Source organism: Hyphomicrobiales bacterium (genome assembly GCA_016710435.1).
In the GTDB taxonomy this organism is placed as follows: domain Bacteria; phylum Pseudomonadota; class Alphaproteobacteria; order Rhizobiales; family Aestuariivirgaceae; genus Aestuariivirga.
The window spans coordinates 114,114-139,568 of sequence record JADJVV010000001.1 but is presented as its reverse complement, the minus strand read 5'-3'; the positions used below and the strand labels follow the sequence as shown (position 1 = coordinate 139,568).

The following is a 25,455-nucleotide window of genomic DNA, read 5'->3' as shown; positions in this document are numbered from 1 at the left end:
CGGAGCGAGAGCGAGTCAGTGATAGCGCCAAAAGGCATAGGCCGTGAGCAGGATGGACCAGCTCAGGATGGCGGTGCGGACGATGTGTTGGGGCATGCGGCGGGCGACCTGCGCCATGCCGAAGCCGCCCACGACCGCGCCCATCATCATCACAAGCGAGGGCAGCCAGGGCATGATGCCGCGCGAGGCGAAGACAACGATGCTGATCACCGTCATGAGGGCGATGGTGGCATTGCGCAGCGCCTGGGCGTGATGGATCGTCATGTGGCTGAAGATCGAATAGATGGCGAGCAGGATGATGCCCATGCCGAGCCCGAAATAGCCGCCATAGACATAGACGATGAACTCCAGCAGCAGCGACAGCCACAGCCAGCGGTGCGGGTCGAAACCCTTCTGGCGTTCCAGCCAGTTCTTGATGAGGGGGCCCTTGCCGAAAGACAGGGTGGCGAAGAGCAGGAGCCAGGGAATGGCGACCTTGAAACTGTCGGCCCCCAGCCAGACGAAGAGAAGCGACCCCAGCGTGCCGCCGATGGCGGCGAGGATCAGGCGGAGGGGCAGGTTGCTCCGGACTTCGCCCAGTTCACGGCGATAGACGGCCGTGCCTACGATGTTCGCCGGAATAAGCGCCACGAAGTTTGCGGCATTCGCTTCCATCTCCGAAAGGCCCGTGGCGATGAGCAACGGGAAGGTCATGAATCCGGCACCGCCCGCCATGACGTTGATCATGCCGGCGACAACGCCGCCCGCGAAGAGGAGACAAAAATTGGTGAGGTCCAAAAGAAGTAACTCGTGTTATTCCCGCATGCCATATCATGCCGTCTGCTGACGCGTCAGGGGTGTCATAGGGGGTTGCCATTTCGAAGCGCGCAAAATTGCCGGCCGGCGTGTGGATGCTCGGGTTCGTGTCGCTGTTCATGGACATGTCCAGCGAGATGGCGCACGCGGTGCTGCCCATCTTTCTCACCGTGACGCTTGGCACAAGCGTTGCCACGGTCGGTTTCATCGATGGCGTTGCCGAAGCCGTCGCACAGGTGATGAAACTTGCCAGCGGGTCGCTGAGTGATGCCCTGCAGTCACGCAAATGGCTTGCAGTGCTGGGGTACGGCCTGTCGGCGCTGGCCAAGCCGCTTTTCCCCATTGCCGTGAGCGTTGATGGTGTGCTGGCGGCGCGCATCGTGGACCGGGTGGGCAAGGGGATCCGCGGCAGCCCGCGCGATGCCATGGTGGCCGACATGACTCCGCCTGAGCAGCGGGGTGCCGCCTACGGCCTGCGCCAGTCTCTCGACACGGTGGGCGCGGTGATGGGGCCACTGCTTGCGATCCTGGCGCTTGGACTGTGGCAATGGGATGTGCGCAGCGTCTTGTGGCTGGCGTGCCTGCCGTCTGTCGCTGCGGTGCTCGTGCTGATGTTTGCCGTGGCCGAACCGGAGCGGCGCGTGAGCGGCCCTGCGCAGGACATGGTGCGGACGGGCTGGACGCACCTGGGCAATGGTTTCTGGCTGGTGCTGGCGCTGGCGGCGCTCGTCTCGGCGGCGCGGCTGTCGGAAGCGTTCCTGGTGCTGAAGGCGCAAACCGTGGCGATGCCGTTGTCTCTCGTGCCGGCCGTCATGATCGTGATGAGTGCCGTCTATGCCGCGTCGTCCTATCCCGCCGGTGTCATTGCGGATGCAACGGGGCAGCGCGGGCTGTTCGGCGGGGCACTGGCCGCACTGTTTGCCGCCCATGGACTTCTGGCCCTTGGCAGTGGCGTCGCGGCCGTCATTGCAGGTTCAGCGCTGTGGGGCCTTCACATGGGGTTGTCGCAGGGCCTGTTATCCAAGATGGTCGCGGACACTGCGCCCGTGGCGCTGCGCGGGCGGTGTTTTGGTCTCTACTATTTCGCATCCGGCGCTGCGACGCTGGCCGCTGCCACGGCAGCGGGAATGCTCTGGGACAGATCAGGCCCGGTGCTTGCCTTTGGCTTCGGCGCGGTGCTGACAACATGCGCGCTTGTCGTTCTGTTGTCGCAGCGGCGCGCGGCGTAAGGGCGCGGCGCTCAGCGGATCCAGCACCAGAGTTTGCCCTCGTCGGTGATTTCGACGCGGATCAGCGCGCCCGATCCCCGCACCTTGCGGGCCATGCACATGGCTTTCGCCTTGGGCATCAGGGCGGCCTTCTGAGCGGCTGTCAGCTTGCGCTTGGCCTTGCTTTTCTTGGCCGCGGCGTCCGCGCCCGATGCGCCCGCCAGTGCCAGGCCCGCCATCAGTGCTGCCGCCAGAATTTTTCCTGAAAATGTCATCGCCGCCCCCCGTGAGTAAGCTGTAACCGTAATGCACAGCAAGGCGGTGGCGCAAGCGCAAGCTGTGGCGAAACTTGTCGCAGCGGGAGGCGGGGGTTCGAGACTAGTCGAACCAGATCGGGTTGCTCCAGGCGCGCTTGCCGGCATTGTCGATGGCCGTGACGCGGAACCACGGGCTCTTTTTTTCCAGCAGCCAACCCTTGTCGAGGCTGGACAAGTCGAAGCTCGCCGAAGTGATGGCGCGGCCGTTGGTGATGCAGGTGCGGGAGGTGCCGCACACCACCGTGATGCTATCGACGGGCGACGTGTCGATCTCGATCAACTTGCCGTTCATGCGGATGTCGTTGATCAGGGGGCCTTGTGAGGAATAGTGGTGGCCCGCCTTCAGCGCCGCCAGCAGCGCATCGGGGTCGAGGCTTTCCGCCTTCACATGCACCCAGCCGCCGAAATGGTCGGGAGTCTTGAAGTGCGCGTCGTCGGTGGCGATGGCGGTGAGGCGGTGGCCTTCGTTCAGCATCTGGTCAAGCAGGTAAAAGCCTTCGCCAAGGTCGTTCTCGATGGCACAGCCGTGATTGTAGATTTCTACCGCATGGGCGAATGAGAGCGCGCGGCCATCTTCGATCGTGTAGCGCGACCAGGACGGGTGCGCGATGGCGAGGAAAGCGCCTGCATCGATGGCGCGCTTGGCGATCTCGGGGCCAGTCTCGCCTTTCTTCGCAGCGGGAAAATCCAGCGGAAGTCCTGCGGCGACGATGTGCCAGAGTTCACCGGCCGAGGTCACGGGGGCATGGAGTTCGGCGCCCAGGATGGTGGTGAAGGTGTTGCCGCGCAGGTGCCGCGTGTCGGCGATGGGCCAGTCGAAATGGTCGATGAAGTGCTCCGAGATCAGTACGAAATCATAGCCCACCGCCTTGTAGCGGTTGACCACTTCATCCAGCGGCAGGGCGCCGTCGGAGAGGTCGGAGTGGGTGTGAAGGTTGCCGCGCCAGAAACGGCCGGGGGCGGAGAAGGGGGCGATGGATTTCATGGCCGAACTATATCCATTGGCGATGTGTCACGCCAGTGACCAGCCGAGATCCCTGCCATGGGCCACGCATGGACCCGGAGGTGCAACAGGTGCTATCCGTCCGCCATGCTTGCGACGGCGGCCCTGATCCTGGATTGGCTTGGCATTGTGGTGTTCGCCATCACGGGCGGCCTTGTGGCATCGCGCAAGGAGATGGACATCGTCGGTTTCGCACTGCTCGCCAGTGTGACCGGAATTGGTGGCGGCACCATCCGCGATCTCCTGCTCGGGTTGACGCCCGTGTTCTGGGTCAGGACTCCCGCCTATCTGTTGGTCTGCGTTCTGGCGGGCGTGGTCACGTTCTTTCTTGCCCATCACTTTTCCGCCCGCATGCGCCTGTTGCTGTGGCTGGATGCCGTGGGTCTTGCGGTGTTCACGGTGACGGGGGCCCGGGTCGCCATGGACAGCGGGGCAGGTGCCAGCATTGCCATTGCCATGGGAGTAGCCACGGCAACTTTTGGCGGCGTGATCCGCGACGTGCTGGGGGCGGAGAGCCCGGTGATCCTGCGGCGGGAAATCTACGTGACGGCTGCCCTGGCAGGAGCGATGGCCTATGTCGGACTGCGTTCCTATGCAGGTCTTGGCGATGTGGCGATCGCGATCGGATTTGCCGTGGCGCTTGCCATCCGTGCGGCAGCCCTTGCCTATGACCTCAGCCTGCCGCGCTACCGCGCCACCGGCACCGGTTGATCACACGCTCATCTGCAAGCCGAGTTCCACCACGCGGTCGGGCGGAATGCGGAAGAACTCGATGGCGCGGGCGGACTGGTTCGCCAGCATGATGAAAATGCGCTGCTGCCAGAAAGGCATGGGCGAGCGCGGCGAAAGGCGGATGGTGCGGCGGCCGAGGAAATAGCTGGCCTGACGCGGATCGATCTCCAGGCCCTGATCCTTGCAGGCGCGGAGTGCTGCTGGCACGTCCGGTTGTTCCATGTAGCCGAAGCGGGCCTCGACGATCCAGGCGCCCAGGGCCGTCTGCTTGCAGGTCACGCGGTCGCCCTCGTTGCGCGGCTCGTCGGTCGTTTCCACGGAGATGAAGACGAGAATGTCGTGCAGCACGCGGTTGTGCTTGAGGTTGTGCATGAGCGCCGAGGGGGCGTAGCGGATGTCCGTCTGCATGAAGACGGCCGCCCCCGCAACGCGGGTCGGTGCGCGGCGTTCGAGGGATTGCAGCAGGCCTTCCAGTTCGATCGATTCCTTTTCCAGCTTCTTGGCCAGCAGCATGCGGCCCTTCAGCCACGTCACCATGAGCAGGATGATGGTGGCGCCGATCAGCACCGGCATGTAGCCGCCGTGCACGATCTTGAAGGCATTGGCCATGCCGAAGGTGAGTTCCACGGCAAGGATCAGCACGAGCGCCGGGACGGCGAACCAGCGCGGCAGCGAGCGCGCCTTCCAGAAGAAGATGAGACCGAGGATCGAGTCCACCACCATGGAGGTGTTGACCGCAACGCCGTAGGCCGAGGCGAGATTGGACGATGACTTGAACACCAGAACAAGCAGCATCACGCCGAAGAGAATGAGCCAGTTGATCTGGCCGATGTAGATCTGTCCCTGTTCCTCTTCCGAAGTGTGGGTGATGTTCATGCGCGGCAGGAGGCCGAGCGACATGGCCTGCTGGGCAATCGAGAAGGCGCCCGTGATGACGGCCTGCGAGGCAATGACGGTGACGGCCGTTGCAAGGATGACAAAGGGAATGAGAGCCCATGCCGGAGTCATGAGGAAGAGGGGATTGGAGACAGCGGCAGGATGGGACAGGACGAAGGCGCCCTGGCCCAGATAGTTCAAGATGAGCGACGGCAGCACGACGGAGGCCCAGGCGATGCGGATCGGCGTGCGGCCGAAATGGCCCATGTCGGCATAGAGGGCCTCGCCACCTGTCACCGCCAGGAACACGCCGCCGAAGACGAGCAGCGCCAGCGCCGGCTGTTCCACAAGGATGCGGAAGCCGTACCACGGGTTGAGGGCGAGGAAGATTTCGAAATTGTCGAAGATGTGGATGAAGCCGATGATGCCGAGGATCACGAACCACGCCATCGTGACCGGCGCAAAAAGCGAGGCCACGCCTGCCGTGCCCTTGTACTGGAAGACGAACAGCGAGATCAGGATCGCGAGGGTGAGCGGCACGACGACCGGTTCGAAACCCTTGTTGATGACCGACAGTCCCTCGACGGCCGAGAGCACCGACATGGCGGGCGTGATCATCGCATCGCCGAAGAAGAACGCCGCGCCGATGATGCCGAGGGCGAGAACGATGCCACCCTTCTTGCGCAGCAACGTTTCAACGAGCACCACGAGCGAGAGAATGCCGCCTTCACCGCGGTTGTCGGCACGCATCAGCATGATCACATACTTGAGCGTCACCACGATGAGCAGGGCCCAGATCAAAAGCGAGACGACGCCCAGCACGGCGAGCCGCAAGTCACCGCCGGCGCGCACCACCGGATGCAGCGCTTCGCGCATGGCATAGAGCGGGCTCGTTCCGATGTCGCCGTAGACAACACCGAGCGTGGCGAAGGCAATCTTCAGGCGGTTCGGGCTTGTCTCGCCGCCGGCAGTAGCTGCATGGCTCATGGAACCCACCCCCAGCGGGCCTTCGCAAGTCGCAGTCTGTCACTCGGCTGCGACAACGGCGCGGCATTCAGCAGGTAGGCCCGAGAGAGTCAAGGGCGGCGGCGGCTTGGGCTTCGGCTTGTTGGGATCGACGGGCTTGGGGTCCGGTTTCTTCGGCTTCCACGGCACGTCGCTCATCCAGTAGGCCAGTTCCTCGCCACAACCGGTGCCGTCCTTGGGGTGGGGTGTCCACTGGTCCTTGCAGCCGGCCATGCCTTCCGGGCACTTCATGCGGATGTGGAAGTGATAGTTGTGGCCGTAGAGCGGGCGCACCTTGGCCAGCCAGGAACGGTCGCCCGTCGCCCACTTGCACAGTTCGGCCTTGATGGGCGGGTGCACGAAGATGCGGGCCACGCGGTCATACTTCGCGGCACGCTGGATCAGCTTGGCGTGATTGACGGTCCAGACCTTGGGGTCGATCTCCTTGCGGTTCTTCACCACGATGGTGGCGGAGATGTTCTCGCGTTCCGATTTGCTGAGAATGCGGTCCGGCATTTGCGTCAGCCAGACGTCGGCGTCGAGGCCGATCTGGTGGCTGGCGTGGCCGGAGATCATGGGGCCGCCGCGAGGCTGCGAAATATCGCCGACGAGCAGGCCGTTCCATTCGCCCGCGGCACGGGCTTCCTTGGCGAGGCGCTCCAGGAGCGCAATGAGGTCGGGGTGGCCCCAGTTGCGGTTGCGCGACAGGCGCATCACCTGCCAGGCGTCGCCATTGATGGGAATGGCCTTGCCGCCGGCGAGGCACCCCTTGGCATAGGTGCCGATGGCGCGGGCCTTGAGGTTTGCGGGCAGCTTCTGGCGGCCGAACAGTTTCTTGGCCGGGATCTTGTAGGCGTCGGTAGGCAGGCCGCCAGCCGAGGCAGGCTGCACCTGCTGGCTTGCCATGTTGGCCAGCGCATCCTTGTCGGCGGCACTCTGCGCCAGCGCGCCGGGCAGCAGGGCCAGCATGCCGAGGCCCAGCAGCGCTGCGGGGAAGAGGCTATTTCTTGCGGAACGCATCAAGTGAGACAACCTTCGTGGTTTCGCCAGCAGGTTCAGGGTTCGTCTCGTCTGACTGGTAGCTTGCGGCGGCGGATTTTTGTCCCTCCGCTTCCGCTGCCGGGGTCTCCGCCGGCTGCTCTTCCACCGCGACCACCTCGAACTGCAATCCGAATTGAACCGCAGGATCAAGGAAACCCTTTATCGAATTGTAGGGAATAACCAATTTCTCCGGAATATTGTCGAACGACAGCTCCACCTCGAACCAGGTGTCCATCACCTTGAGGCTCCAATACTGGTGCTGGAGAACGACCGTCATCTCGCGCGGGTAGCGTTCGAGAATCCGGTCGGACAACAATACGCCCGGATAGCGCGTGTTGAAGGCGATGTAGAAATGGTGTTCGCCGGGAAGACCATCGCGCTCGACGCGGCGCAGCGCTTCGCGCACGACTCCGCGCAGGGCCATCTGCGCGAGGTGGTCGTATCGCATCAGGTCTTCAGGCATCTTGTCCTCAGGATTATCAGGCACGCGGAGCTTACTCTCGATTCGAAGGCGCAGAATAGCGGCCAAACCGCCCATCTGCCATGGGAGTTCCATTTCTCATAACCGGGACGGGCTTCTGTCGTGAACGGTACAAAAATGGCGGGAAAATGCCGCAACCAGAACGCTTGATGGCGATGCCCCAGATTGTCAACCGAAACAGCCCTGGGTAGAGTTTTCAGTGTACGGCATCCACCGGATGCTGGCTCTGGCAAGGGGAGCATTGCTCAGGAGACGTACCGTGACAGGGGAAAACATCAGCGTATTTGCGCCCGAACTGAGTGAAAATGCTCTCTGGGAGAGGATGCTCGCCATTTTCGGCGATCGCCTCAAGATCACCAGTGCGATGTATGGTTTTGTGCCCAGCGTCTTCTGGGTCGCTGAGGGCACAATGACCCGGATGCTCACTTACCGGCACAACCATTCCCCCGAGGTCCTGGGAGAGGCCCGGCCGGACGCGCTTCTGGATGACGACCCGTGTGCGCTGCGCTTGAAGGCGGGCGAGCCCTGGTTCCTGTGGCAGGACGCGACGCTCTGGAGTGGCGTGACACCTGCTCAGGTGATCCGGCAAAATTCGGGTGATCCGGCGGCCAATGTCGGCATCACCATCCGCTTCTCCTTTTTCGATGACCGGGCTGTTGCCGGCCTTGGCCTGTGCGCTCGCGGTTCCACGCCGGAGGAATTCAGGGAGCGTTGGCTGGCGGAGGTGGACGGTCATCTGGCCTTGGCGCGGGCCTTTGATGCGGCCATGCGGCCCCGCATGATCGCCAACCGGTTCAAGCTGTCGCAACGGGAAATCTCCGTGGTGAGCCTTCTCGCCAGCGGGCTCTCCGCCAAGCTGGTGGCGGCACAACTGGGACTGCAGACCAAGACGGTATTCAACGTCATGGACAAGGCACGCAAGAGCCTCAACTCCGAGACGACGCTCGAAGCTGTCACGAAAGCCATGGCCTACCGGATCATTTGAGGGAAAGTGCCGGCTTCTGTTGCCAGGTGCCGGCGAACCCCGCCTCAAGCGGCTAAGCCTGAGGGCTTGAATCCCAGTTCTCGCACTGCCTTAAGCAGCGAGAGCGACCGGAGCATAGTTGTCATTGGCAACTATAAAATAGCCCGATAACGCCGGTACAATCGCGGGCAAAAAACCAACCTTTACGCCCTTGTCGATCCTATTTCGCCCCCATCACAGCCACTCGCAATGCGAGCGGCTGTGGTGGAGGCGCCGGGTACTGCCCCCGGGTCCAATGGGTTTATTACGTCAGCCGTTTATCACCATAGTCCGCCTTGCGGTGGACAGGCCGAATATAGGCCCCCGGGCGCCACTTTCAAGCGCGGACTTGGGGTTGGCGGCAACCCAATCCGCTCTTTTGTTTGCAGCCGGAGAGCGCTATAGAGGCGGGCGCATCCACGTCCGGGTGCATTAGATTGGGGGACTACGCAACATGGCTGACTATGCAGCTGATATTCAGAAATACACGTCCAAGGTGAACGCCGCGGCGGTCGAATCGATCGTCAAGTTCTGCGGCATCGCGCTCAAGGGCAAGGATTCGCAGTGGGTGTCGGTGACCGACCCGGCGGAAGTGAAGCGCGTCGTGGACGGCTTCTGCGCCAAGAAGCTCGGCCTTGATGCCAAGACGGCCGAAGCCGCGGTGAAGGCTGTCGGCGAAAAGATGAAGGCCGACAAGACCAAGCATCGCGTCACGGTCTATTATCTTGTTGCCGAGCACACGGGTACGCTGGCCAAGCTCGGCTAAAACGGCGAAACATTTTGCAGAGCGGCGGTGTCTGTGGACGCCGCCGTTTTCATTTGGGCGGACTCGTCACCCCGGGATATGAGGGGCCATGCAGCAATATCTCGATCTCATGCGGCTCGTCCGCACCACGGGCGTGAAGAAGGAAGACCGCACCGGTACCGGCACCCTTTCGGTGTTCGGGCACCAGTCGCGCTACGACCTGTCGGCCGGCTTTCCGCTGGTGACAACGAAGAAGCTGCACTTGCGCTCGATTATCTATGAGCTTCTGTGGTTCATCCGCGGTGAAACCAACATCAAGTATCTGCACGACAACAAGGTCACGATCTGGGACGAATGGGCGGACGCGAATGGCGACCTCGGCCCCGTCTACGGCGCGCAATGGCGCTCGTGGCCCAAGCGCGATGGCGGCACCATCGACCAGCTTGCGGATGTGATCGCGCGCATCAGGAAAAGCCCGGACTCGCGCCGTCTCATGGTAACGGCGTGGAACCCTGCTGACGTGGACAGGATGGCGTTGCCGCCGTGCCACTGCCTGTTCCAGTTCTATGTGGCCAACGGCAAACTGTCGTGCCAGCTCTACCAGCGTTCGGCCGACATTTTCCTGGGCGTGCCCTTCAACATCGCATCCTATGCGCTGCTCACCCACATGGTGGCGCATGTGTGCAAGCTCGACGCGGGTGATTTCGTGCACACCTTGGGTGATGCGCACATCTACCTCAATCATCTCGAGCAGGCCGGACTGCAATTGTCGCGCACGCCGAAAACCCTGCCGAAGCTGGTGATCACGCGCGATGTCGACAGGATTGAGGACTTCCGCTTTGAGGATTTCCGTATTGATGGCTATGAACCGGACGCGGCCATTTCAGCGCCGGTGGCGGTGTAGCGATGGCGCTGTTCGGAGAAGACTTCCGCAAGGCGCGGCACAACTGGCTGTATCAGGCCCGCAACAGCCAGCCGCTGTGGTTCGCGCTGCTGGCGTTTGCGTTGCTCTTCGCCATCAACATGATCTTGCAGGCGGTGGCGGCTGTTTCCATCGCACCATTCATGGAAGGCGGCATCACGGACCCGCATGCGCTGGTGAAGGGAACCATCATCGGCATGCTGCCGGTGGCGGTCGTGACTGCGCTTGCCTGCTATGGGCTGGCCTCGGTCATGGCTGGACATGCGCGCACGTCCACCGCGCTGCGCTGGCCGCATCTCGGCCTGCTTGGCTGGCTTGCCGTCACCCTGGGATTCCTCATCGTGATGTATGCAGTAATCATGGCGATCGTCGCCGGCTTCAACGTCGATCTTGCGCAATACACGCCCGGCGCAAACGGCGAATCTCCCGACACAGGCACGGCGGGGCTGGTGAAGGAGGCGATGTTCGACCTCGCCAACGAGCCGCGCCTCTACTGGATCGCCATCCTCTCGGTGGCGCTGGGGGCGCCACTGGCGGAGGAATTCATGTTCCGCGGGCCGCTGTTCGCGTCTCTTGCGCAAACGCCTCTGGGGCGCTGGGGAACGGTACTTCTCACCAGCGCGGGATGGTCGGGCATGCATCTGACCGAACCCTATTTCTCCATCGCGCTGATCTTCGTCATGGGGCTCGTGCTGGGGGCGTTGCTCCTGCGATTTGGCAGCCTGTGGGTGACGATCGCCTGCCATGGTGTGTGGAACCTGATGTTCTCGATCATCACGCTGGGCGTTGCGGGGCAGTCATGATCACGGTGCGTCCGGCACGGCCCGGTGATGGCGCGGCCTTGTGGCAGACGACGCGGGCGCTGGCGGAGCACCATGACTTCGTGGCGGGCTTCGTCGCCCAGCCGCAGGATTTCGAGCGCGACCTGTTCTGCGACCATCCGGTAATCGGCGCGCTGATCGCCGAGGATGACGGCGCGCTGGCGGGCTCCGCGCTGTGGCACCGCAGCTATTCCACCAACCGGGGCCGCGAGATCATGTATCTCGAAGACGTCGTTGTGCTGCCGGAACATCGCCGCAAGGGTGTGGCGCGGGCGCTGCTCAAGGCGGTGGCGCAGACGGCACTGGCGCGCGGTTACGGCAAGATCTACTGGATGGTGATGGACTGGAATGGGGAAGCCAAGGCGCTCTACGCGTCGCTGGGGGCGGACATTGATCCCGATCACCGCCTGTGTACCATCGACGGCGAGGCGCTGAAGGCGCTGGCGCAATGAGCATCATCTCCTTCGTCGTCGCGGTATCGCGCAATGGGGTCATCGGCCGTGACGGCGGATTGCCCTGGCACATTTCATCCGATCTCAAGCGCTTCAAGGCCATCACCATGGGCAAGCCCGTGATCATGGGGCGCAAGACCTGGGAGAGCCTGCCGAAGAAGCCGCTGCCCGGCCGCCGCAACATCGTGGTCACGCGGCAGGCGGATTTCTCCGCCGAGGGTGCCGTCGTTGTCGGCGACGTGGATGCGGCACTGGCGGTGGCGGCGATGGAAGCGCCTTCGGAAATCTGCGTGATCGGAGGCGGCGACATCTACCGGCAACTCCTGCCGCAGGCCAACCGCATCTATCTCACCGAAGTGCAGGCCGATGTGGAGGGGGATACGCACTTCCCGCCACTCCCCGCCAGTACATGGCGCGAGCTGTCACGCGAGGTCGTGGAGCAGGGTCCGCGGGATACGGCTGGCTTCGTGCTGCGCGTGCTGGAACGGGTATAAGGCGGACCCCGCTCACCTTTCAAAACCGTAAGGTTTGCAGCCGGTTGCCGCACATGGACAATCAGTTCCCTCGTCCCTATATGCCTGAACATTATTGCTTTGAGAGGGTGCAGGATGCCGTGGAACAGGGATGAAGGTGGTGGCGGCGGCGGTGGGCAGGGTCCATGGGGCCAACCACCCGGCGGTGGCAACCGCGACAACAATCCGCGCAACCGCAACAACTGGGGCGGCGGCAACAGGGGCGGTGGACCTGGCAACCTTCCTCCTGAACTGGAAGACATCATCCAGCGCAGCAAGGATCAGTTCAAGAACGCCATGCCGGGTGGCGGGCGTTTTTCATGGCTGCTGCCCATCGCGCTCTTCGGCGCCTTCGTGCTCTACAATTCCGTCTACCAGGTGCAGCCGGATGAGCGCGGCGTTGTGTTGCGCCTTGGCAAGTATTCGCGCACCGTCGATCCGGGCCTGCAATTCGCGCTGTGGCCCGTCGAGAAGATCGAGAAGCCGCGCGTCGGCACCGTGCGCCAGATCAACATCGGCAGCGAGCAGAGCGAAGGCCAGATGCTGACGGGCGACAAGAACATCATCAGCGTGCCGTTCACCGTGCAGTGGTTCATCGCCAACCCGAAGGACTTCCTCTTCAACGTGGCGAACCAGGAAGCGACCATCCGCGCGCTGGCCCAGAGCGCCATGCGTGAAGTGGTGGCGCAGAATTCCGCTCAGGCCGTTCTTACCACCAAGAAGAGCGAGATCGCCACGCAGGTGCGCACCATCACGCAGACACTTCTCGATGAATACAAGGCGGGCGTCACCATCACCGCCCTCAACCTCGGCCAGACGCAGCCGCCGCCGGAAGTGGCCGATGCCTTTGCCGACGTCGTGCGCGCAGAGCAGAACCGCAAGCAGCTTGAGAACGAAGCGCAGCAATACCGCAACCAGAAGAACCAGCAGGCTGATGGTGAAGTGGGCAAGCTGGTGGAAGACGCAACCGGCGACAAGGCCGCGGCTATTGCCGTGGCCAAGGGCGAAACCGCGCGCTTCCTCGCCGTCTATGAGCAATACAAGCTGGCAAAGGACGTGACGCGGCGGCGTCTCTTCCTCGAAACCATGGAGCAGGTCTTGTCGCAATCCAACAAGGTGGTGATCGAGCAGGGGCAGAATGGCTCCGGCGTTGTGCCTTACCTTCCGCTGCCGGCGATCCAGCCGAAGCCGGCGAATTGAGGGGGGACGGAACATGACATCCATTCGCAACATACTCGGCGCCGTCATCGCGGCAATCCTGCTTGTCGCCTACCTCAGCTATTTCGTTGTCGATGAACGCCAGAAGATGATCGTCCAGCGCCTGGGCGAGATCAGCCGCATCGTCGAAGCACCTGGGCTCTATTTCAAGCTGCCCATCATCGAGACCGTGACGCCTATCGAAGACCGCATCATCGTTTGGGAAAAGAACGACAGCTCGGTGCAGGACAAGGCGAGCCAGGTCTATATCGTCGATGCCATCACCTTTGCCCGCATCCAGGACGCGCGTCTCTTCCGCGAAACGCTGGGTGCCGACCTTGAGCAGGCCGAAACCCGCGTGGGTGCCTTGCTCGACGCGGCGCTGCGGCAGACCTACGGTTTGCGCTCCTTCGACGAAGTCTTGTCGTCCGACCGCCAGACCATGATGACGGAAATCAAGAAGAAGGTGGAACAGGAAGCGGCGAGCCTCGGCATCGACATCGTCGACGTCCGCATCCGCCGGACCGACCTTGATGGCGCGGTGCTGCAAGCCACCTACGAGCGCATGCGTTCCGAGCGTAATGCCATCGCCCAGCAGGCGCGGTCCACCGGTGATGCCTTCAAGACCAAGATGAATGCCGAGACCGACCGCCTGTTCATCGAAAAGACGGCGGATGCCCGCCGCCGCGCGGAAGTGATCCGCGGCGAAGGTGATGCCGAGCGCAACCGCATCTATGCGGAAGCCTTCCAGCAGGACCCGGAATTCTTCGCCTTCTACCGGTCGCTGCAGGCCTATGGCAAAGCGCTGGCCAACAAGGACACGACGCTGGTGCTGAACCCGGATTCGGAATTCTTCCGCTACTTTGGCTCAGATGGAAAAGACCGCGAACAGGTACCGGCGTCCAAGGATTAAGGTGCCGCGCGGGATTTCGGGGAACGGGACGTGCTTGACAATGTCGTGATGGCGATCGGCCTTGTGCTGGTGATCGAGGGCCTTCTTTATGCCTTTGTTCCGGGGCATTTGCGCAACATGGCCAGCAAGTTGCGGCACCTCACGGACGAGCAGATCCGCGTGATCGGGATGGCGGCGCTTGCCGCTGGCGTGTTGCTGGTCTGGGTGGCGCGTGTCCTCTTGGCGGGATGACGGCGCGCCAATACGGAAATTCGAGTCGGGGCTTTTGGGAGAAGACAATGATACGGCATGGTTCAGCGGCCCGCCTTTTTTCGGCAGTGGCAATTCCAGCTCTCGTGGCGTTCGGCTTGGGGCTTCCTGCCGTCACCGCACCTGCATCGGCGCAGTCGCTCACAACACTCCCAAATGTTGCCGACCTTGCGGACAAGCTGCTGCCGGCCGTTGTCGAGATTTCAGTGGAGAGCAAGGTGGCTGGCGGTCCGCAGGTGGATGTGCCGCAGCTTCCCGATGACTCGCCCTTCAAGGATTTCTTCGACGACTTCTTCAAGAAGCGCCAGGGTGAGGGCGGTGGCGAGCGCACGGTGAATTCCATGGGCTCGGGTTTCATCATCGACTCCTCGGGTGTGGTCGTGACCAACAACCATGTTGTGGAAGGTGCCGAGAGCATCGAAATCCGCATGCAGGACGGCACGACGATGAAGGCCGAACTGAAGGGGCGTGATCCCAAGACCGATCTCGCCGTGCTTCTGGTGAAGCCGGAAAAGCCGCTGCCCACCGTGAGCTTCGGTGACAGCGATGGCCTTCGCATCGGCGAGTGGGTGATGGCGATCGGCAACCCGTTCGGCCTCGGTGGTTCGGTGTCGCTTGGCATCGTCTCCGCCCGCAACCGCGACATCAATGCCGGGCCCTATGATGATTTCATCCAGACGGACGCCGCCATCAACAAGGGCAACTCCGGTGGCCCGCTCTTCAACATGACGGGGCAGGTCGTCGGCATCAACACCGCCATCTTCTCGCCGACGGGTGGTTCCGTGGGCATCGGCTTCTCCGTCCCGGCCAACACGGCCAAGGGCGTCGTTGACCAGTTGTGGAAGTATGGCGAGACGCGGCGCGGCTGGCTGGGCGTGAAGGTGCAATCAGTGACGGACGACATCGCGGAGAGCATGGGTCTCGGCAAGCCGCATGGCGCGCTGGTGGCTGATGTGACGGAAGGTTCGCCCGGCAAGGCGGCTGGCATCGAGGCGGGTGACGTCATCATCGCCTTCAATGGCAAGCCGATCAATGAAATGAAGGAACTGCCGCGCGCCGTGGCCGAAACCGAGATCGGCAAGGAAGTGACGCTGAAGGCCCTGCGCAAGGGCAAGGAAATCGAACTCAAGGTGGCCATCGGCCGGCTTGAGGATGGCGAGAAGCAGATTGCCCAGGAGGATGCGGGCAAGACGCCGGACGCCGCACCGAAAACCGCAACGTTGCTGGGCATGACGGTCAGCGGCATGACGGATGAACTGCGCACGAAGTACGCGATCGATGAAAAGGTGAGCGGCGTTGTCGTCACCGAAGTCGCCGCGGATGGTCTTGCTGCCGACAAGGGAGTTGCGGCGGGCGATGTGGTCATGGAAGCCGGCGGCAAGCCAGTGACGGCCGCGGCGGATGTCTCGGACGCCATGGCCTCGGCCCAGAAGGCCGGCAAGACGGCGGTTCTGTTGCTGATTTCCAAGGGCGGCAAGGCGGGCGAAACTCGCTTCGTGGCCCTCAAGGTCAAGTAGCAAATCTTCTCGCCGCGGCTGCGGGTACAACCTCCGTATATCATTAACGGGTGGGATGCTTTGCAGCTTAAGCTTTGAAATCGTTCACGATTTATTCGGATGCTGCGACACGGCCTGGCGGGGGAATAACGTCGCTCGGGAAATATTCCCAAGAGTTGTTTTCCCGATGTTAACTCGCGCGTGGCTATGCAGTTGGCTTGCTGGGGAGCAAGTCAGGTGAATGCATGGCGTTGGGTCATGCAAGCGGCCTTCCGCCCTTTTCTCCGTACAGCGCTGCCGGGGGGCAGAACATGGCAGAGGAAATGGTGCCCGGAGGCGAGACGTCATTGGCAGAGGTCGACGACATCAAGAGATCCGGCGGGCTGCCGCTGATGAGCGCGTTGCTGCTTGCGCTCGCCGTGTTCCTTCTCGTCGTCTACGGCGCACCGCGGTTTCACCTGCGGGATTTTTTCATCTTTCCGGGAAATGCCTTCAGCTTCATCGATACTGATGTGTTCCCCATTGCCGTGTTGCTGTCGCTGATTGCCGGAAGTTTTCGTATCGCCGTCTCGGTCGCCAGCCGCCATGCCGCGCTCATGAAGGAGGCCGAACTCAATGTCTCCGCCCGCCGCGACCGCCTCACCGGCCTGCACAGCCATTCCTGGACGGAACACCTCCTGTCGCAGCTTGACCCTGCGGAACTACGCTTCTGCGCCATCATCAACGCCAAGCGCTTCAGCGAGATCAACAACTGCTTCGGCTATGCGGTCGGCGACGACATTCTCAAGGAAATCGCGGGACGACTGCGCAGCACGTTGCCGTCGTCACTGTCGCTTGCGCGCGTGAATTCGGATGTGTTCGTGGCCGTGTCGCATGTCCTGCGCAACGAAGCCGAGGGGCGCTCCATCATCGAGGCGATCCGCATCCGCCTGGCACAGCCGTTCCATGACGAGCACGACATCCAGATCGCCTTCTCCATCGGCGCCACCTTCATCGGCGATGCCACGCTCACCGACCGCGAGATCATGCGCCGTGCCGACATCGCCCTGCACAGCGCGGAAGACGAGCCGGAAACCTCCGTCGTCGTCTACGAAGACAGCATGGCGAAAACCATCCGCCGCCGCCGCCTCGTCGAGATCAACCTGCGCAAGGCCATCAACAATGAGAACGTGGTGCCCTTTCTGCAACCCATCGTGGATGGCAGCAGCGGCACGGTGATCGGTTTTGAGGTGCTCGCACGCTGGAGCGATCCGGACCTCGGCGAAGTCATGCCATTGGAGTTCATCGAAGTGGCCGAACAGAGCGGCCTCATCGGCAAGCTCGGGGAACAGTTGATGACGGTTGCCTGCCGCCGCGCCGCGCTGTGGCCGGGCAAGCTCAAGCTCTCGGTCAATCTCGCGGCGAGCGATCTCAACGATCCGCTGGCAGCACTCCGCATCCTCGCCATTCTCGGTTCAACAGGTTTTCCGTCCACGCGCCTCCAGATCGAGGTGACGGAAAGCGCCCAGCTGCGCCGCAGCGCCACCTCCGATGCCTGCATCGAAGCGTTGCGCAAGTCTGGCGTCACCGTGGTCATCGATGATTTCGGCACGGGCTATTGCAGCTTCGAGCGCCTCGCCGGACACCAGTTCGACGGTTTGAAGATCGACAAGAGTTTCGTGCAGGGCATGGAAGACCATGCCGACATGGCGGCCATCGTGATGGCCTCGCTGCAGATCGGCAAGCAGCTTGGCCTTGCCGTCACGGCCGAAGGCGTCGAGACGGAGTCGCAGTGGAACACCCTGAAGCGCATGGGTTGCGACCTGGCGCAGGGCTACTATTTCGGCAAGCCCATGCCGCTGGGCGACGCCCACCGCCTGGCCATCATGCTGACGTCGGACAAGGCCGTGTCGCTGACGGGCATTGACCAGTTGCTTGAAAGCAGGCCCATCTTCGCTTGAGTTTTTCGCCGGGTGATTGACGGCCTCTTGGCTTGCCGCGCGATGCAGTCCTGTTAGTCTTTCCCCGCAACGAGGGGACTCTCCACACATGCAGACGCGGCTTTCGGTGGCGCAGGCACGCCGGCTCATCTCCGGCGCCTTGACGGGTGCGGGAACATCGGCTGGCAACGCGCGCTACTTCACGGAAGCGATCCTCGACACGGAGCTTTCCGGCCTGGAGGGCCACGGCTTCTACTGGCTCCAATATTATTGCGAACACCTGATCTCCGGAAAGGTGGACGGCAAAGCGAAGCCTGCCCTGAAGATGGTGACGCCCACGGCCATCCGCGTGGATGCGCGCCGGGGCTTTGCCCATCCCGCCATCGAAGCGGGATTCCGCAAGCTCGTTCCGGCGGCGCGGAAATACGGCATCGCAGGTCTCGCCGTGCATGGCTCATACAATGCCGCCACCCTGGGCTATCACACGGGTGTGCTGGCGCGCGAGGGCCTGCTGGCCTTCGGTTTCACCAACGCGACGCCGGCCATTGCGCCGGTGGGCGGCAAGAAGCCGGTGATCGGCACCAATCCGCTGTCCATGGCGGTGCCCGGGCGCAAGGGCAAGGTGGCCTTCCTGGTGGACCAGTCGTCGTCGCATGTACCGTGGACGGCGGTGAAACTCGCGAGTGAAGAGAAGCGCAAGATCCCCCTGGGCTGGGCGCTGGACGCGGACGGCAACCCCACCACCGATCCCGACGCGGGCCTTGCAGGGTCCATGGCGCCCGCAGGTGGGCACAAGGGGTTCGGACAGGGATTGATCGTGGAGATCATGTGCGCGGCCATGACAGGTTCGTGCCTTGGCCCGCAGATGGGTTCGTTCACCGAGAATGACGGCAGGCCGATCGGCTGCGGACAGTTCTTCATGGCGCTGGACCCGCGCAAGTTCTCCGGCGGACTGTTTGATGCGCAGGTGAAGGCGCTGGTCAAATCCATCACGGCACAGGATGGCGCGCGCATGCCGAACAGCCGCCGCGAGGGAAACATCAAGCGGCTGAAGAAAGAGGGCCTGCCGATCGATCGCGCACTTCTGGAAAAGCTCAGGGGCTTCTGCGCATGAGTTCCCGGGCGCCAGACCTGGACAAATCACGACGCGAGGCCATGTCGGCCTTCGTCACCAAACGGAAAGAGGAGGGCGGGGCACCGCTCGATAGAGGATGACACCGAAACACACCGCGATTTTCCAGCCCCTGCAATTGCGCCACAAGACGCTGCGCAACCGGATCGTCTTCGGGGCGCACACGGCGAACATGTCGCACAACGGCTTGCCGGGGGAACGCCACCGTGGCTACTACGAGGAACGGGCGCGGGGCGGCGCGGCGATGATCGTGGTGGAGCCTGTGCCGGTGCATGGCGCGGCGGTGCTCACGCGCGGCAATTTCCTGCATTCGACTGACGAGATCATTCCGCATTTCCGCAAGGTGACGGATGCCGTGCATGCCCACGGCGCGGTGATCTGCCACCAGCTCTATCACGTCGGCCAGCATGGTGATGGCGACAACTCCTACCACGCGGCGTGGTCGCCTTCGGGACTGCCCAGCTTCCACGATTCCGACGGCAGCCATGCCATGAGCGAGGCAGAGATCGAGGAGACGATCGAGAGCTACGTGCAGGCCGCACGGCGCGCCAAGGAGTCCGGTTTCGACGGCATCGAGCTTTTTGCCGCCTACAACGCATTGCCGGACCAGTTCTGGCTGCCCTTCAACAACCGCCGCGACGACAAATGGGGCGGCTCATTCGAAAACCGCATGCGCTTCTCCCGCACGCTTCTCGAGCGTGTGCGCAAGATGGCGGGTGAGGATTTCATCATCGGCATGGCCGTGAACATGGACCCCACATCGGAGGTGTCGCAAACCATCGAACAGTTGCAGGAGGTCGTGGCGTGGCACGACGAACGGCATCTGATGGATTACGTGACTTGCGGCACGGGCAGCTATTTCGATCACACCGGCATCATTCCCACCGTCTTCTTCGCCGACAAGCTGGGCGCACCGCACGCGGAGGCGTTGAAGCAGGTGGTGAAGCATGCGCGCGTGCAATGCGAGGCCCATGTGCGCACGCCCGACAATGCCGAAGAGGTGGTGCGATCCGGCCAGGCCGACATGGTGTCGATCGTGCGCGGGCAGATCGCTGATCCGCATTGGGTGACGAAGGCGCGTGAAGGGCGGCCCGAAGATGTGCGGCCCTGCCTCTCCTGCAACCAGATGTGCTGGGGCAGGCGTTACCGCGATTACTGGATCTCGTGTCTCATCAATCCGTCCGCCGGGCGCGAGTTTGAGTGGGGCGGAGACCGCTTCGTCGCAGCGGCTCAGCCCAAGACCGTTCTGGTCGTGGGCGGCGGTGTGGCGGGCATGGAAGCGGCGCGCGTTGCCGCCGAACGCGGTCACAAGGTCATGTTGGCGGAGGCGAGCGACCGGCTCGGCGGACAGTTCCGCCTCGCAGGCCAACAGCCGCGCCGCCAGCAGATTCTCGACTACATCGATTGGCTGGAGCGCCAGCTCACGAAACTGCAGGTGCAGGTGAAACTCAACGCGCCCATGGATGGCGACGAGGTGAAGGCTTTCGGTGCGGACGAGGTGATCGTCGCCACCGGCTCGCAGCCGGACATGAAGGGATTCCAGCGTGGCCTCCCACAGTTCGATGCGCTGCCGGGCGTGGAACGTGGCAATGTGTGGAGTGCTGAAGACGTGATGGCCAAGCGCGCCAGCGTGGGCAAGCACGTGATCCTGCTCGACGAGACGGCGAACTGGAAAGGCACGGGCACGGCGCTCGCTCTGGCGGAGCAGGGACATGCCGTCACCATCGTCACCGGTGCCGCCACCGTCATGGCCGAAATGGCCCGCACCTCGGCTGACATCCAGGCCCGTGCCCGGTTGCGGCAACTGGGCGCCACACTCCTCACCGAGCATGTCATGCTGGAATGGCACGGCAACAGCGCCGCGGTGAAGGCCAGCGGCGGGCAGGCCTACAAGATCGATGCCGACACCCTGGTCATCGCTGCAACCAACGTGTCCGAACGCTGGGTTGCCGATGATGCGGGCGCCGCCACCATCGGAGACGCGTCCGCCGCCCGCACCGCGGCCATGGCGATCTACGACGGGCGGAAATGGGCGATGGGGGTGTGAAATGCAAATGGCCCGCTTGAAGCGGGCCATTCCGTTCGTCAGGCGTGCGAGAGGCTTTTCACTCCGCCGCGATCTTCGGCAGGTGGGCCAGCGAGTCCTGCAGGGCTTGTTCGTCGTAGGATTTGTCTTCGAGCTTGCCCGATGAGTAGTCCATGTAGGCCTGCATGTCGAAGTGACCGTGGCCGCAGAGTCCGAAGAGGATCGTGGGGCTGGTGCCGTCGCGCTTGGCCCTGAGGGCGGCTTCGATGGCGCCCTTGACCGCGTGGTTTGCTTCCGGCGCGGGCACGATGCCTTCCGTCTTGGCGAAGAGCACGCCGGCGTCGAAACAGGCCACCTGTCCATAGGCTTCCGCCTCGATCAGGCCCAGCTCCTTCAAGTGCGAAACAAGCGGGGCCATGCCGTGATAGCGCAAGCCACCGGCGTGGAAGCCGGGCGGCATGAACTCGGAGCCGAGCGTGTGCATCTTGACGAGAGGCGTCATGTGCGAGGTGTCGCCGAAGTCATAGGCGTACTTGCCGCGGGTGAGCGACGGGCAGGCGGCGGGCTCGGCTGCGATCACCTTCACCTTTTTTCCGCCGCGCAGTTGCGCGCCGATGAAGGGGAAGGTGAGGCCGGCGAAGTTCGATCCGCCGCCGGTGCAGCCCACGATCACGTCCGGATAGGCACCGGCCATGGCCATCTGCTCGATGGCTTCGATGCCGATCACCGTCTGGTGCATCAGCACGTGGTTGAGCACGGAGCCCAGCGCATACTTGGTGTCGGCGTTGGTTGCCGCCACTTCCACAGCTTCCGAGATGGCGATGCCAAGCGAGCCGTTGGAGTTCGGGTCCTTGGCGAGAATGCTGCGGCCGGCGTTGGTTTCCATGGAGGGCGAGGACACGCACTGCGCGCCGTACAATTCCATGATGGCCTTGCGGTAGGGTTTCTGGCGGAACGAGACGCCGACCTGGAAGACCTTGACGTCGATGCCGAACATGGAGCCTGCCATGGCGAGCGATGAGCCCCATTGGCCTGCGCCCGTTTCCGTCACCAATTTCTTGATGCCTGCTTCCTTGTTGTAGAAGGCCTGCGGCACGGCGGTGTTGGGCTTGTGCGAACCTGCGGGCGAGACGCCTTCATATTTGTAGAAGATCTTCGCCGTGGTGCCGAGGGCCTTTTCCAGCGCGGTGGCGCGGTAGAGCGGTGTCGGACGCCACATGCGGTAAATGTCCGTGACGGGCTTCGGGATGTCGATGTAGCGGTCCTGCGCCACTTCCTGCATGATCAGTGCCATGGGGAAGAGAGGGGCGAGGTCGTCCGGCCCCACGGGCTGCAGCGTGCCGGGGTGCAGCGGCGGTGGCAGCGGCACGGGCAGGTCGGCCATGATGTTGTACCAGGCCTTCGGAATGCGCTCCTCGCCCATCTGGATCTTGCGGGTGCCGGCGGGCACGCGGGCGATGGCAACCTTCTTCGGTGCGGACTTGGCTGATTTCCTGGCAGGCTTCTTCGCCGATGCCTTCTTCGGTGCGGCGCGTTTCGCAGCCTTCACCGGTTTTCTGGCGGTTTTCTTTGCGGCTTTCTTCGCGGTCTTCTTGGATGCCTTCTTGGCCATGGATATCTCCCCGATGTTCCGGGCGGGAGATTTGCGCAACTGATGCGCGAACACAAGGCGTCAGAAAGTGGCAGGGTCCATCAGACGGATGGCTCCGCCGCGCCGAGGGGAACGCAGCGGAGCCACCATGCGGTACCGCGGGCTGGGACATTGCACGTAGCAGCCCTGGTCCCGACGCCGTTACGGCATCAGATCACGAACTTGCCGCCGCGGATGGTGATCTTCTGGGTCTTGGCATCGCACTGCTCGCTGAGCTTGCCCATGGAGAGCATGCCGCCCTTCATGCAGTTGATCTTGGCCTCATGGCCGGCGGCGAGGGTGATATGCTTCAGCTTGCCGTGGGCCGGCATGTAGTTGATGCGGTAGGGCGCCTTGTCGGCATTGACGAGGGAGGCGGCGCTGGCCGCACCCGTGGCGAGGGCAAGGGCGGCGGCGATCGAGGCGATGCGGATGATGTTCATGGTTCTCTCCTGTTGAGGAAATGGATCGTGTTGATGAAAGTGAGCTGAGTTCAGATCAGCCGGCGACGAGGTGGCCGGATTTGATGAGGACCTTGGCCGTCTTGGCATCGACGGCGAGGCTCTTGCCGCTGAGTGTCAGGGTGCAGCCCTTGTCACAGGCGACATCGGCGGTGGCCTTGGACTTGACCTCTACCTGTGTGCCGGCGCCGGTCTTGGGCTTCACGGCAACCGTATAGGCAGACATGTCGTCATTCTGCACGGTGAGGGCAAAGGCGGGGGGTGCCAGTGCGGCGAGCGCAAGCAGGCCCGCCATGAAAACACGGGTTTTCATTTGGGTAACTCCAGATCGAATGTTGAAATGTTTCGTGCCTGGCAGAGGGCGGCGGCGGCCGTCATCACGGCCGTCCAGAGCGGGGGGCGTTTGGTTAGTCCGTCACGGCCTCAGCGGCCGTGAGCAGGGGGACTCGCAGGCTTGGTGGCCAACGGTTTCTCGCGCTTGTGCGCCGTGGTCTTCCTGGGGTCCGGCTTCTGGGCCGGGGGTTGTGAATGATGGTCGCTCATGGCGTCCTCCATTGCGCCGGGCGGAATTGCCCGGTGACGTTGAAGCTACGCCTGTGTCGCGCCGGGTTTGAGTTAAATGCCGTTCATGTCGCAAGCCTTATGCCGCAGCGAACGGACGAATTGAAAACACAATCCGGGAGCGTGGCGCGTTGCGCCGCCGGAAATCCGCCGCAAGCGTTACGGCAAGTTCATGACATGGGCACGAAGTGCGAACGCGAGAGGTCAGGCGGCTCCCGCCACGAACTGCGTGCGCCTGTAGCCTTGCAGGTAGAGAAGCGCCGTCAGGTCGGCGTGGTTGATGCGGATGAGGCTCGATTCCTGAACATGGGGCTTCGCATGCAATGCCACGCCCAAGCCCGCTTCCGCCAGCATGGCGAGGTCGTTGGCGCCGTCACCCACGGCGATGCAGTCGGACGACTCGAGTCCGTGCTTGCGGGCCAGTTCCTTGAGGCCATCCACCTTCGCCTGCTGGCCGAGGATGGGGCGGGCAACGGTGCCGGTGAGCTTGCCGTTTTCCATCAGCAGCGTGTTGGCACGGTGCTCGTCGAAACCCAGCGTCTTTGCCACATGGGCGGTGAATGCGGTGAAACCGCCGGAGATGAGGGCGGTGTAGGCGCCGTTGGCCTTCATCGTGGCCAGCAGCGTCGTGCCGCCCGGCATGAAGGTGATGCGGTCGCGGATGAGGGTGTCGATGATTCCCGCGGGCAAGCCCTTGAGCAACCCGACGCGTTCCGTGAGCGCGCCCTCGAAATCCAGTTCGCCGCGCATGGCCTTGGCGGTGATCGCGGCGATGCGTTCGCCCACGCCTGCCATCACGCCCAGTTCGTCGATGCATTCCTGGTGGATCATGGTCGAATCCATGTCGGCCACGAGAAGGCGCTTGCGGCGGTTGTGGATCGAGACAGTGGCGGCATCGATGGCCTGTTTGCGGAGGCCGACGAGGAATTCAGGCACCCGTTCGAAGGCATCCACCTCCAGCGCGTCACCGGGCGAAAGCCAGTGAGGCTCGCCGCCGCCATGATCGCGGAGCGACTCCACCACCGCTGACGTGATTGCGCCCGACCCCGGTGCTGCCATAAGAACGAGGACGGAATCCATCAATGCCCGCAACCTTTCACAAGTCCGCGCTGCTTATCGCAGGCCCCACCGCCAGCGGCAAGTCGGCTTTGGCGCTGAGGCTGGCGCGGGAGCGGAACGGCGTCATCATCAACGCGGATTCGATGCAGGTGTATCGCGAACTGCGCATTCTCTCGGCACGGCCCTCGGCGGAGGAAGAGGCGCAGGCATCACATCACCTGTATGGCCATGTGAGTGGTGGGGATGATTATTCCGCCGGGCGCTGGCTTGGCGATGCCACGGCTGCCATCACTGTAGCGTGGCAGGCGGAGCAGGTGCCCATCATCTGCGGCGGCACGGGGCTCTATTTCATGGCGCTGGAAAATGGATTGTCGCGCATTGCGGCAATCCCGGCGGACATCCGCGAGACGTGGCGGAGCTACGGCGGCGACCTGCATGCCGCATTGCGCCTGCGTGATCCCATCATGGCAGCGCGCCTTGCCACGGGAGACCGGCAGCGGATCATTCGCGCGCTCGAAGTGATGGAGGGCACGGGGCGTTCCCTGGCGGACTGGCAGGCGGAGGGCGAGCGCAACGCTTTCCTGAATCAAATCAAGGTGGAACGGCACTTCGTTGATGTGCCGCGCGAACAACTTTACGAGCGCGCCGAACGGCGCTTCGACATGATGATGGAGCAGGGCGCGCTGGATGAAGTGGAGGCGCTGCCACCGTTCGAGCCGAGCCGCCCCGTGATGAAGGCGATCGGCGTGCCGCAATTGCTGGCTCATCTGCGCGGCGAAATTTCACGCGACGATGCGGTGCGCGACGCCAAGACAGCCACCCGCCACTACATCAAGCGCCAGATGACGTGGTGGCGCGGGCAGATGAAGGGCTGGCACACGGCTCAGGCTCTCGGGTAG

The 25,455-nt window shown here is 63.2% G+C and carries 26 protein-coding genes and 1 other RNA gene; 16 read left to right on the top strand and 11 right to left on the bottom strand.

Annotation, left to right across the window (positions count from 1 at the left end):
- Positions 1 to 15: 15 nt before the first annotated feature.
- A complete protein-coding gene (locus IPM06_00670) occupies positions 16 to 777 on the bottom strand; it encodes a sulfite exporter TauE/SafE family protein (protein ID MBK8768924.1) in 762 nt (253 codons plus the stop codon).
- A gap of 113 nt (positions 778 to 890) precedes the next feature.
- On the opposite strand from IPM06_00670, the gene IPM06_00665 reads away from it, so the two are divergent.
- Positions 891 to 2,024 (top strand): MFS transporter, encoded by a 1,134-nt coding sequence (locus IPM06_00665; GenBank protein ID MBK8768923.1) that lies wholly within the window; start codon positions 891 to 893, stop codon positions 2,022 to 2,024.
- Positions 2,025 to 2,035: 11 nt separating this feature from the next.
- Here the strand turns inward: IPM06_00665 and IPM06_00660 are convergent, their stop codons facing one another.
- Positions 2,036 to 2,278: a hypothetical protein gene (locus IPM06_00660; GenBank protein ID MBK8768922.1), complete on the bottom strand. Its 243-nt coding sequence runs from the start codon at positions 2,276 to 2,278 to the stop codon at positions 2,036 to 2,038.
- A 103-nt stretch (positions 2,279 to 2,381) separates the two neighbouring features.
- Positions 2,382 to 3,305 (bottom strand): PHP domain-containing protein, encoded by a 924-nt coding sequence (locus tag IPM06_00655; GenBank protein MBK8768921.1) that lies wholly within the window; start codon positions 3,303 to 3,305, stop codon positions 2,382 to 2,384.
- A gap of 105 nt (positions 3,306 to 3,410) precedes the next feature.
- On the opposite strand from IPM06_00655, the gene IPM06_00650 reads away from it, so the two are divergent.
- Entirely contained in the window at positions 3,411 to 4,034 is a 624-nt protein-coding gene (locus IPM06_00650; protein ID MBK8768920.1) for a trimeric intracellular cation channel family protein, read from the top strand.
- On the opposite strand, the gene IPM06_00645 is transcribed toward IPM06_00650, so the two are convergent.
- Genes IPM06_00645 through IPM06_00635 form a run of 3 tightly spaced genes read right to left on the bottom strand, consistent with a single transcriptional unit; the run spans position 4,035 to position 7,440 of the window.
- Positions 4,035 to 5,918: a potassium transporter Kup gene (locus IPM06_00645; protein MBK8768919.1), complete on the bottom strand. Its 1,884-nt coding sequence runs from the start codon at positions 5,916 to 5,918 to the stop codon at positions 4,035 to 4,037.
- 39 nt (positions 5,919 to 5,957) lie between these two features.
- Positions 5,958 to 6,956 carry a penicillin-insensitive murein endopeptidase gene (gene mepA, locus IPM06_00640; protein ID MBK8768918.1) on the bottom strand — a complete coding sequence of 333 codons (999 nt, stop codon included), beginning with the start codon at positions 6,954 to 6,956 and terminating at the stop codon, positions 5,958 to 5,960.
- Positions 6,937 to 7,440 (bottom strand): hypothetical protein, encoded by a 504-nt coding sequence (locus IPM06_00635; GenBank protein MBK8768917.1) that lies wholly within the window; start codon positions 7,438 to 7,440, stop codon positions 6,937 to 6,939. The genes mepA and IPM06_00635 overlap by 20 nt, the downstream gene beginning before the upstream one ends.
- Before the next feature lie 277 nt (positions 7,441 to 7,717).
- Here IPM06_00635 and IPM06_00630 point away from each other — a divergent pair, with 277 nt between their 5' ends.
- Positions 7,718 to 8,443 carry a helix-turn-helix domain-containing protein gene (locus IPM06_00630; GenBank protein ID MBK8768916.1) on the top strand — a complete coding sequence of 242 codons (726 nt, stop codon included), beginning with the start codon at positions 7,718 to 7,720 and terminating at the stop codon, positions 8,441 to 8,443.
- Positions 8,444 to 8,448: 5 nt separating this feature from the next.
- On the opposite strand, the gene ssrA is transcribed toward IPM06_00630, so the two are convergent.
- Positions 8,449 to 8,806: a transfer-messenger RNA gene (gene ssrA / locus IPM06_00625) on the bottom strand.
- Between the two features lie 109 nt (positions 8,807 to 8,915).
- Here ssrA and IPM06_00620 point away from each other — a divergent pair.
- The 12 genes from IPM06_00620 (at position 8,916) to IPM06_00565 (ending at position 20,866) form a co-directional block, all read left to right on the top strand.
- On the top strand, positions 8,916 to 9,227 hold the full coding sequence (locus IPM06_00620; protein ID MBK8768915.1) for a DUF2853 family protein: 312 nt from the start codon (positions 8,916 to 8,918) through the stop codon (positions 9,225 to 9,227).
- An 88-nt stretch (positions 9,228 to 9,315) separates the two neighbouring features.
- Complete coding sequence (locus IPM06_00615) at positions 9,316 to 10,110, top strand: thymidylate synthase (GenBank protein MBK8768914.1); 795 nt, start codon at positions 9,316 to 9,318, stop codon at positions 10,108 to 10,110.
- 2 nt (positions 10,111 to 10,112) lie between these two features.
- Positions 10,113 to 10,931: a CPBP family intramembrane metalloprotease gene (locus IPM06_00610; GenBank protein MBK8768913.1), complete on the top strand. Its 819-nt coding sequence runs from the start codon at positions 10,113 to 10,115 to the stop codon at positions 10,929 to 10,931.
- Positions 10,928 to 11,401: a GNAT family N-acetyltransferase gene (locus IPM06_00605; GenBank protein ID MBK8768912.1), complete on the top strand. Its 474-nt coding sequence runs from the start codon at positions 10,928 to 10,930 to the stop codon at positions 11,399 to 11,401. Before IPM06_00610 ends, IPM06_00605 begins: the two co-directional genes overlap by 4 nt.
- A complete protein-coding gene (locus IPM06_00600; GenBank protein MBK8768911.1) occupies positions 11,398 to 11,895 on the top strand; it encodes a dihydrofolate reductase in 498 nt (165 codons plus the stop codon). The genes IPM06_00605 and IPM06_00600 overlap by 4 nt, the downstream gene beginning before the upstream one ends.
- A 114-nt stretch (positions 11,896 to 12,009) precedes the next feature.
- Positions 12,010 to 13,113: an FtsH protease activity modulator HflK gene (gene hflK, locus IPM06_00595; protein MBK8768910.1), complete on the top strand. Its 1,104-nt coding sequence runs from the start codon at positions 12,010 to 12,012 to the stop codon at positions 13,111 to 13,113.
- Between the two features lie 13 nt (positions 13,114 to 13,126).
- Positions 13,127 to 14,023, top strand: a complete 897-nt coding sequence (gene hflC, locus IPM06_00590; GenBank protein ID MBK8768909.1) for a protease modulator HflC — start codon at positions 13,127 to 13,129, stop codon at positions 14,021 to 14,023.
- A 48-nt stretch (positions 14,024 to 14,071) separates the two neighbouring features.
- The gene (locus tag IPM06_00585) at positions 14,072 to 14,254 is read left to right on the top strand and encodes a DUF2065 domain-containing protein (protein ID MBK8768908.1); all 183 of its coding nucleotides are present in this window, start codon (positions 14,072 to 14,074) and stop codon (positions 14,252 to 14,254) included.
- Complete coding sequence (locus IPM06_00580; GenBank protein ID MBK8768907.1) at positions 14,251 to 15,789, top strand: DegQ family serine endoprotease; 1,539 nt, start codon at positions 14,251 to 14,253, stop codon at positions 15,787 to 15,789. The genes IPM06_00585 and IPM06_00580 overlap by 4 nt, the downstream gene beginning before the upstream one ends.
- A 290-nt stretch (positions 15,790 to 16,079) precedes the next feature.
- Positions 16,080 to 17,708 (top strand): bifunctional diguanylate cyclase/phosphodiesterase, encoded by a 1,629-nt coding sequence (locus tag IPM06_00575; GenBank protein MBK8768906.1) that lies wholly within the window; start codon positions 16,080 to 16,082, stop codon positions 17,706 to 17,708.
- 88 nt (positions 17,709 to 17,796) lie between these two features.
- Complete coding sequence (locus tag IPM06_00570; GenBank protein ID MBK8768905.1) at positions 17,797 to 18,801, top strand: Ldh family oxidoreductase; 1,005 nt, start codon at positions 17,797 to 17,799, stop codon at positions 18,799 to 18,801.
- 97 nt (positions 18,802 to 18,898) lie between these two features.
- Entirely contained in the window at positions 18,899 to 20,866 is a 1,968-nt protein-coding gene (locus tag IPM06_00565; GenBank protein MBK8768904.1) for an FAD-dependent oxidoreductase, read from the top strand.
- A 58-nt stretch (positions 20,867 to 20,924) separates the two neighbouring features.
- Here the strand turns inward: IPM06_00565 and IPM06_00560 are convergent, their stop codons facing one another.
- The 4 genes from IPM06_00560 to serB all read right to left on the bottom strand — a co-directional run bounded on the left by IPM06_00560 (position 20,925) and on the right by serB (position 24,577).
- A complete protein-coding gene (locus IPM06_00560; GenBank protein MBK8768903.1) occupies positions 20,925 to 22,268 on the bottom strand; it encodes a TrpB-like pyridoxal phosphate-dependent enzyme in 1,344 nt (447 codons plus the stop codon).
- A gap of 377 nt (positions 22,269 to 22,645) precedes the next feature.
- Positions 22,646 to 22,918: a hypothetical protein gene (locus IPM06_00555; GenBank protein MBK8768902.1), complete on the bottom strand. Its 273-nt coding sequence runs from the start codon at positions 22,916 to 22,918 to the stop codon at positions 22,646 to 22,648.
- A gap of 55 nt (positions 22,919 to 22,973) precedes the next feature.
- Entirely contained in the window at positions 22,974 to 23,249 is a 276-nt protein-coding gene (locus IPM06_00550) for a hypothetical protein (GenBank protein MBK8768901.1), read from the bottom strand.
- 452 nt (positions 23,250 to 23,701) lie between these two features.
- Positions 23,702 to 24,577, bottom strand: a complete 876-nt coding sequence (serB, locus tag IPM06_00545) for a phosphoserine phosphatase SerB (protein MBK8768900.1) — start codon at positions 24,575 to 24,577, stop codon at positions 23,702 to 23,704.
- A 2-nt stretch (positions 24,578 to 24,579) separates the two neighbouring features.
- On the opposite strand from serB, the gene miaA reads away from it, so the two are divergent.
- Positions 24,580 to 25,455: a tRNA (adenosine(37)-N6)-dimethylallyltransferase MiaA gene (gene miaA, locus IPM06_00540; protein MBK8768899.1), complete on the top strand. Its 876-nt coding sequence runs from the start codon at positions 24,580 to 24,582 to the stop codon at positions 25,453 to 25,455.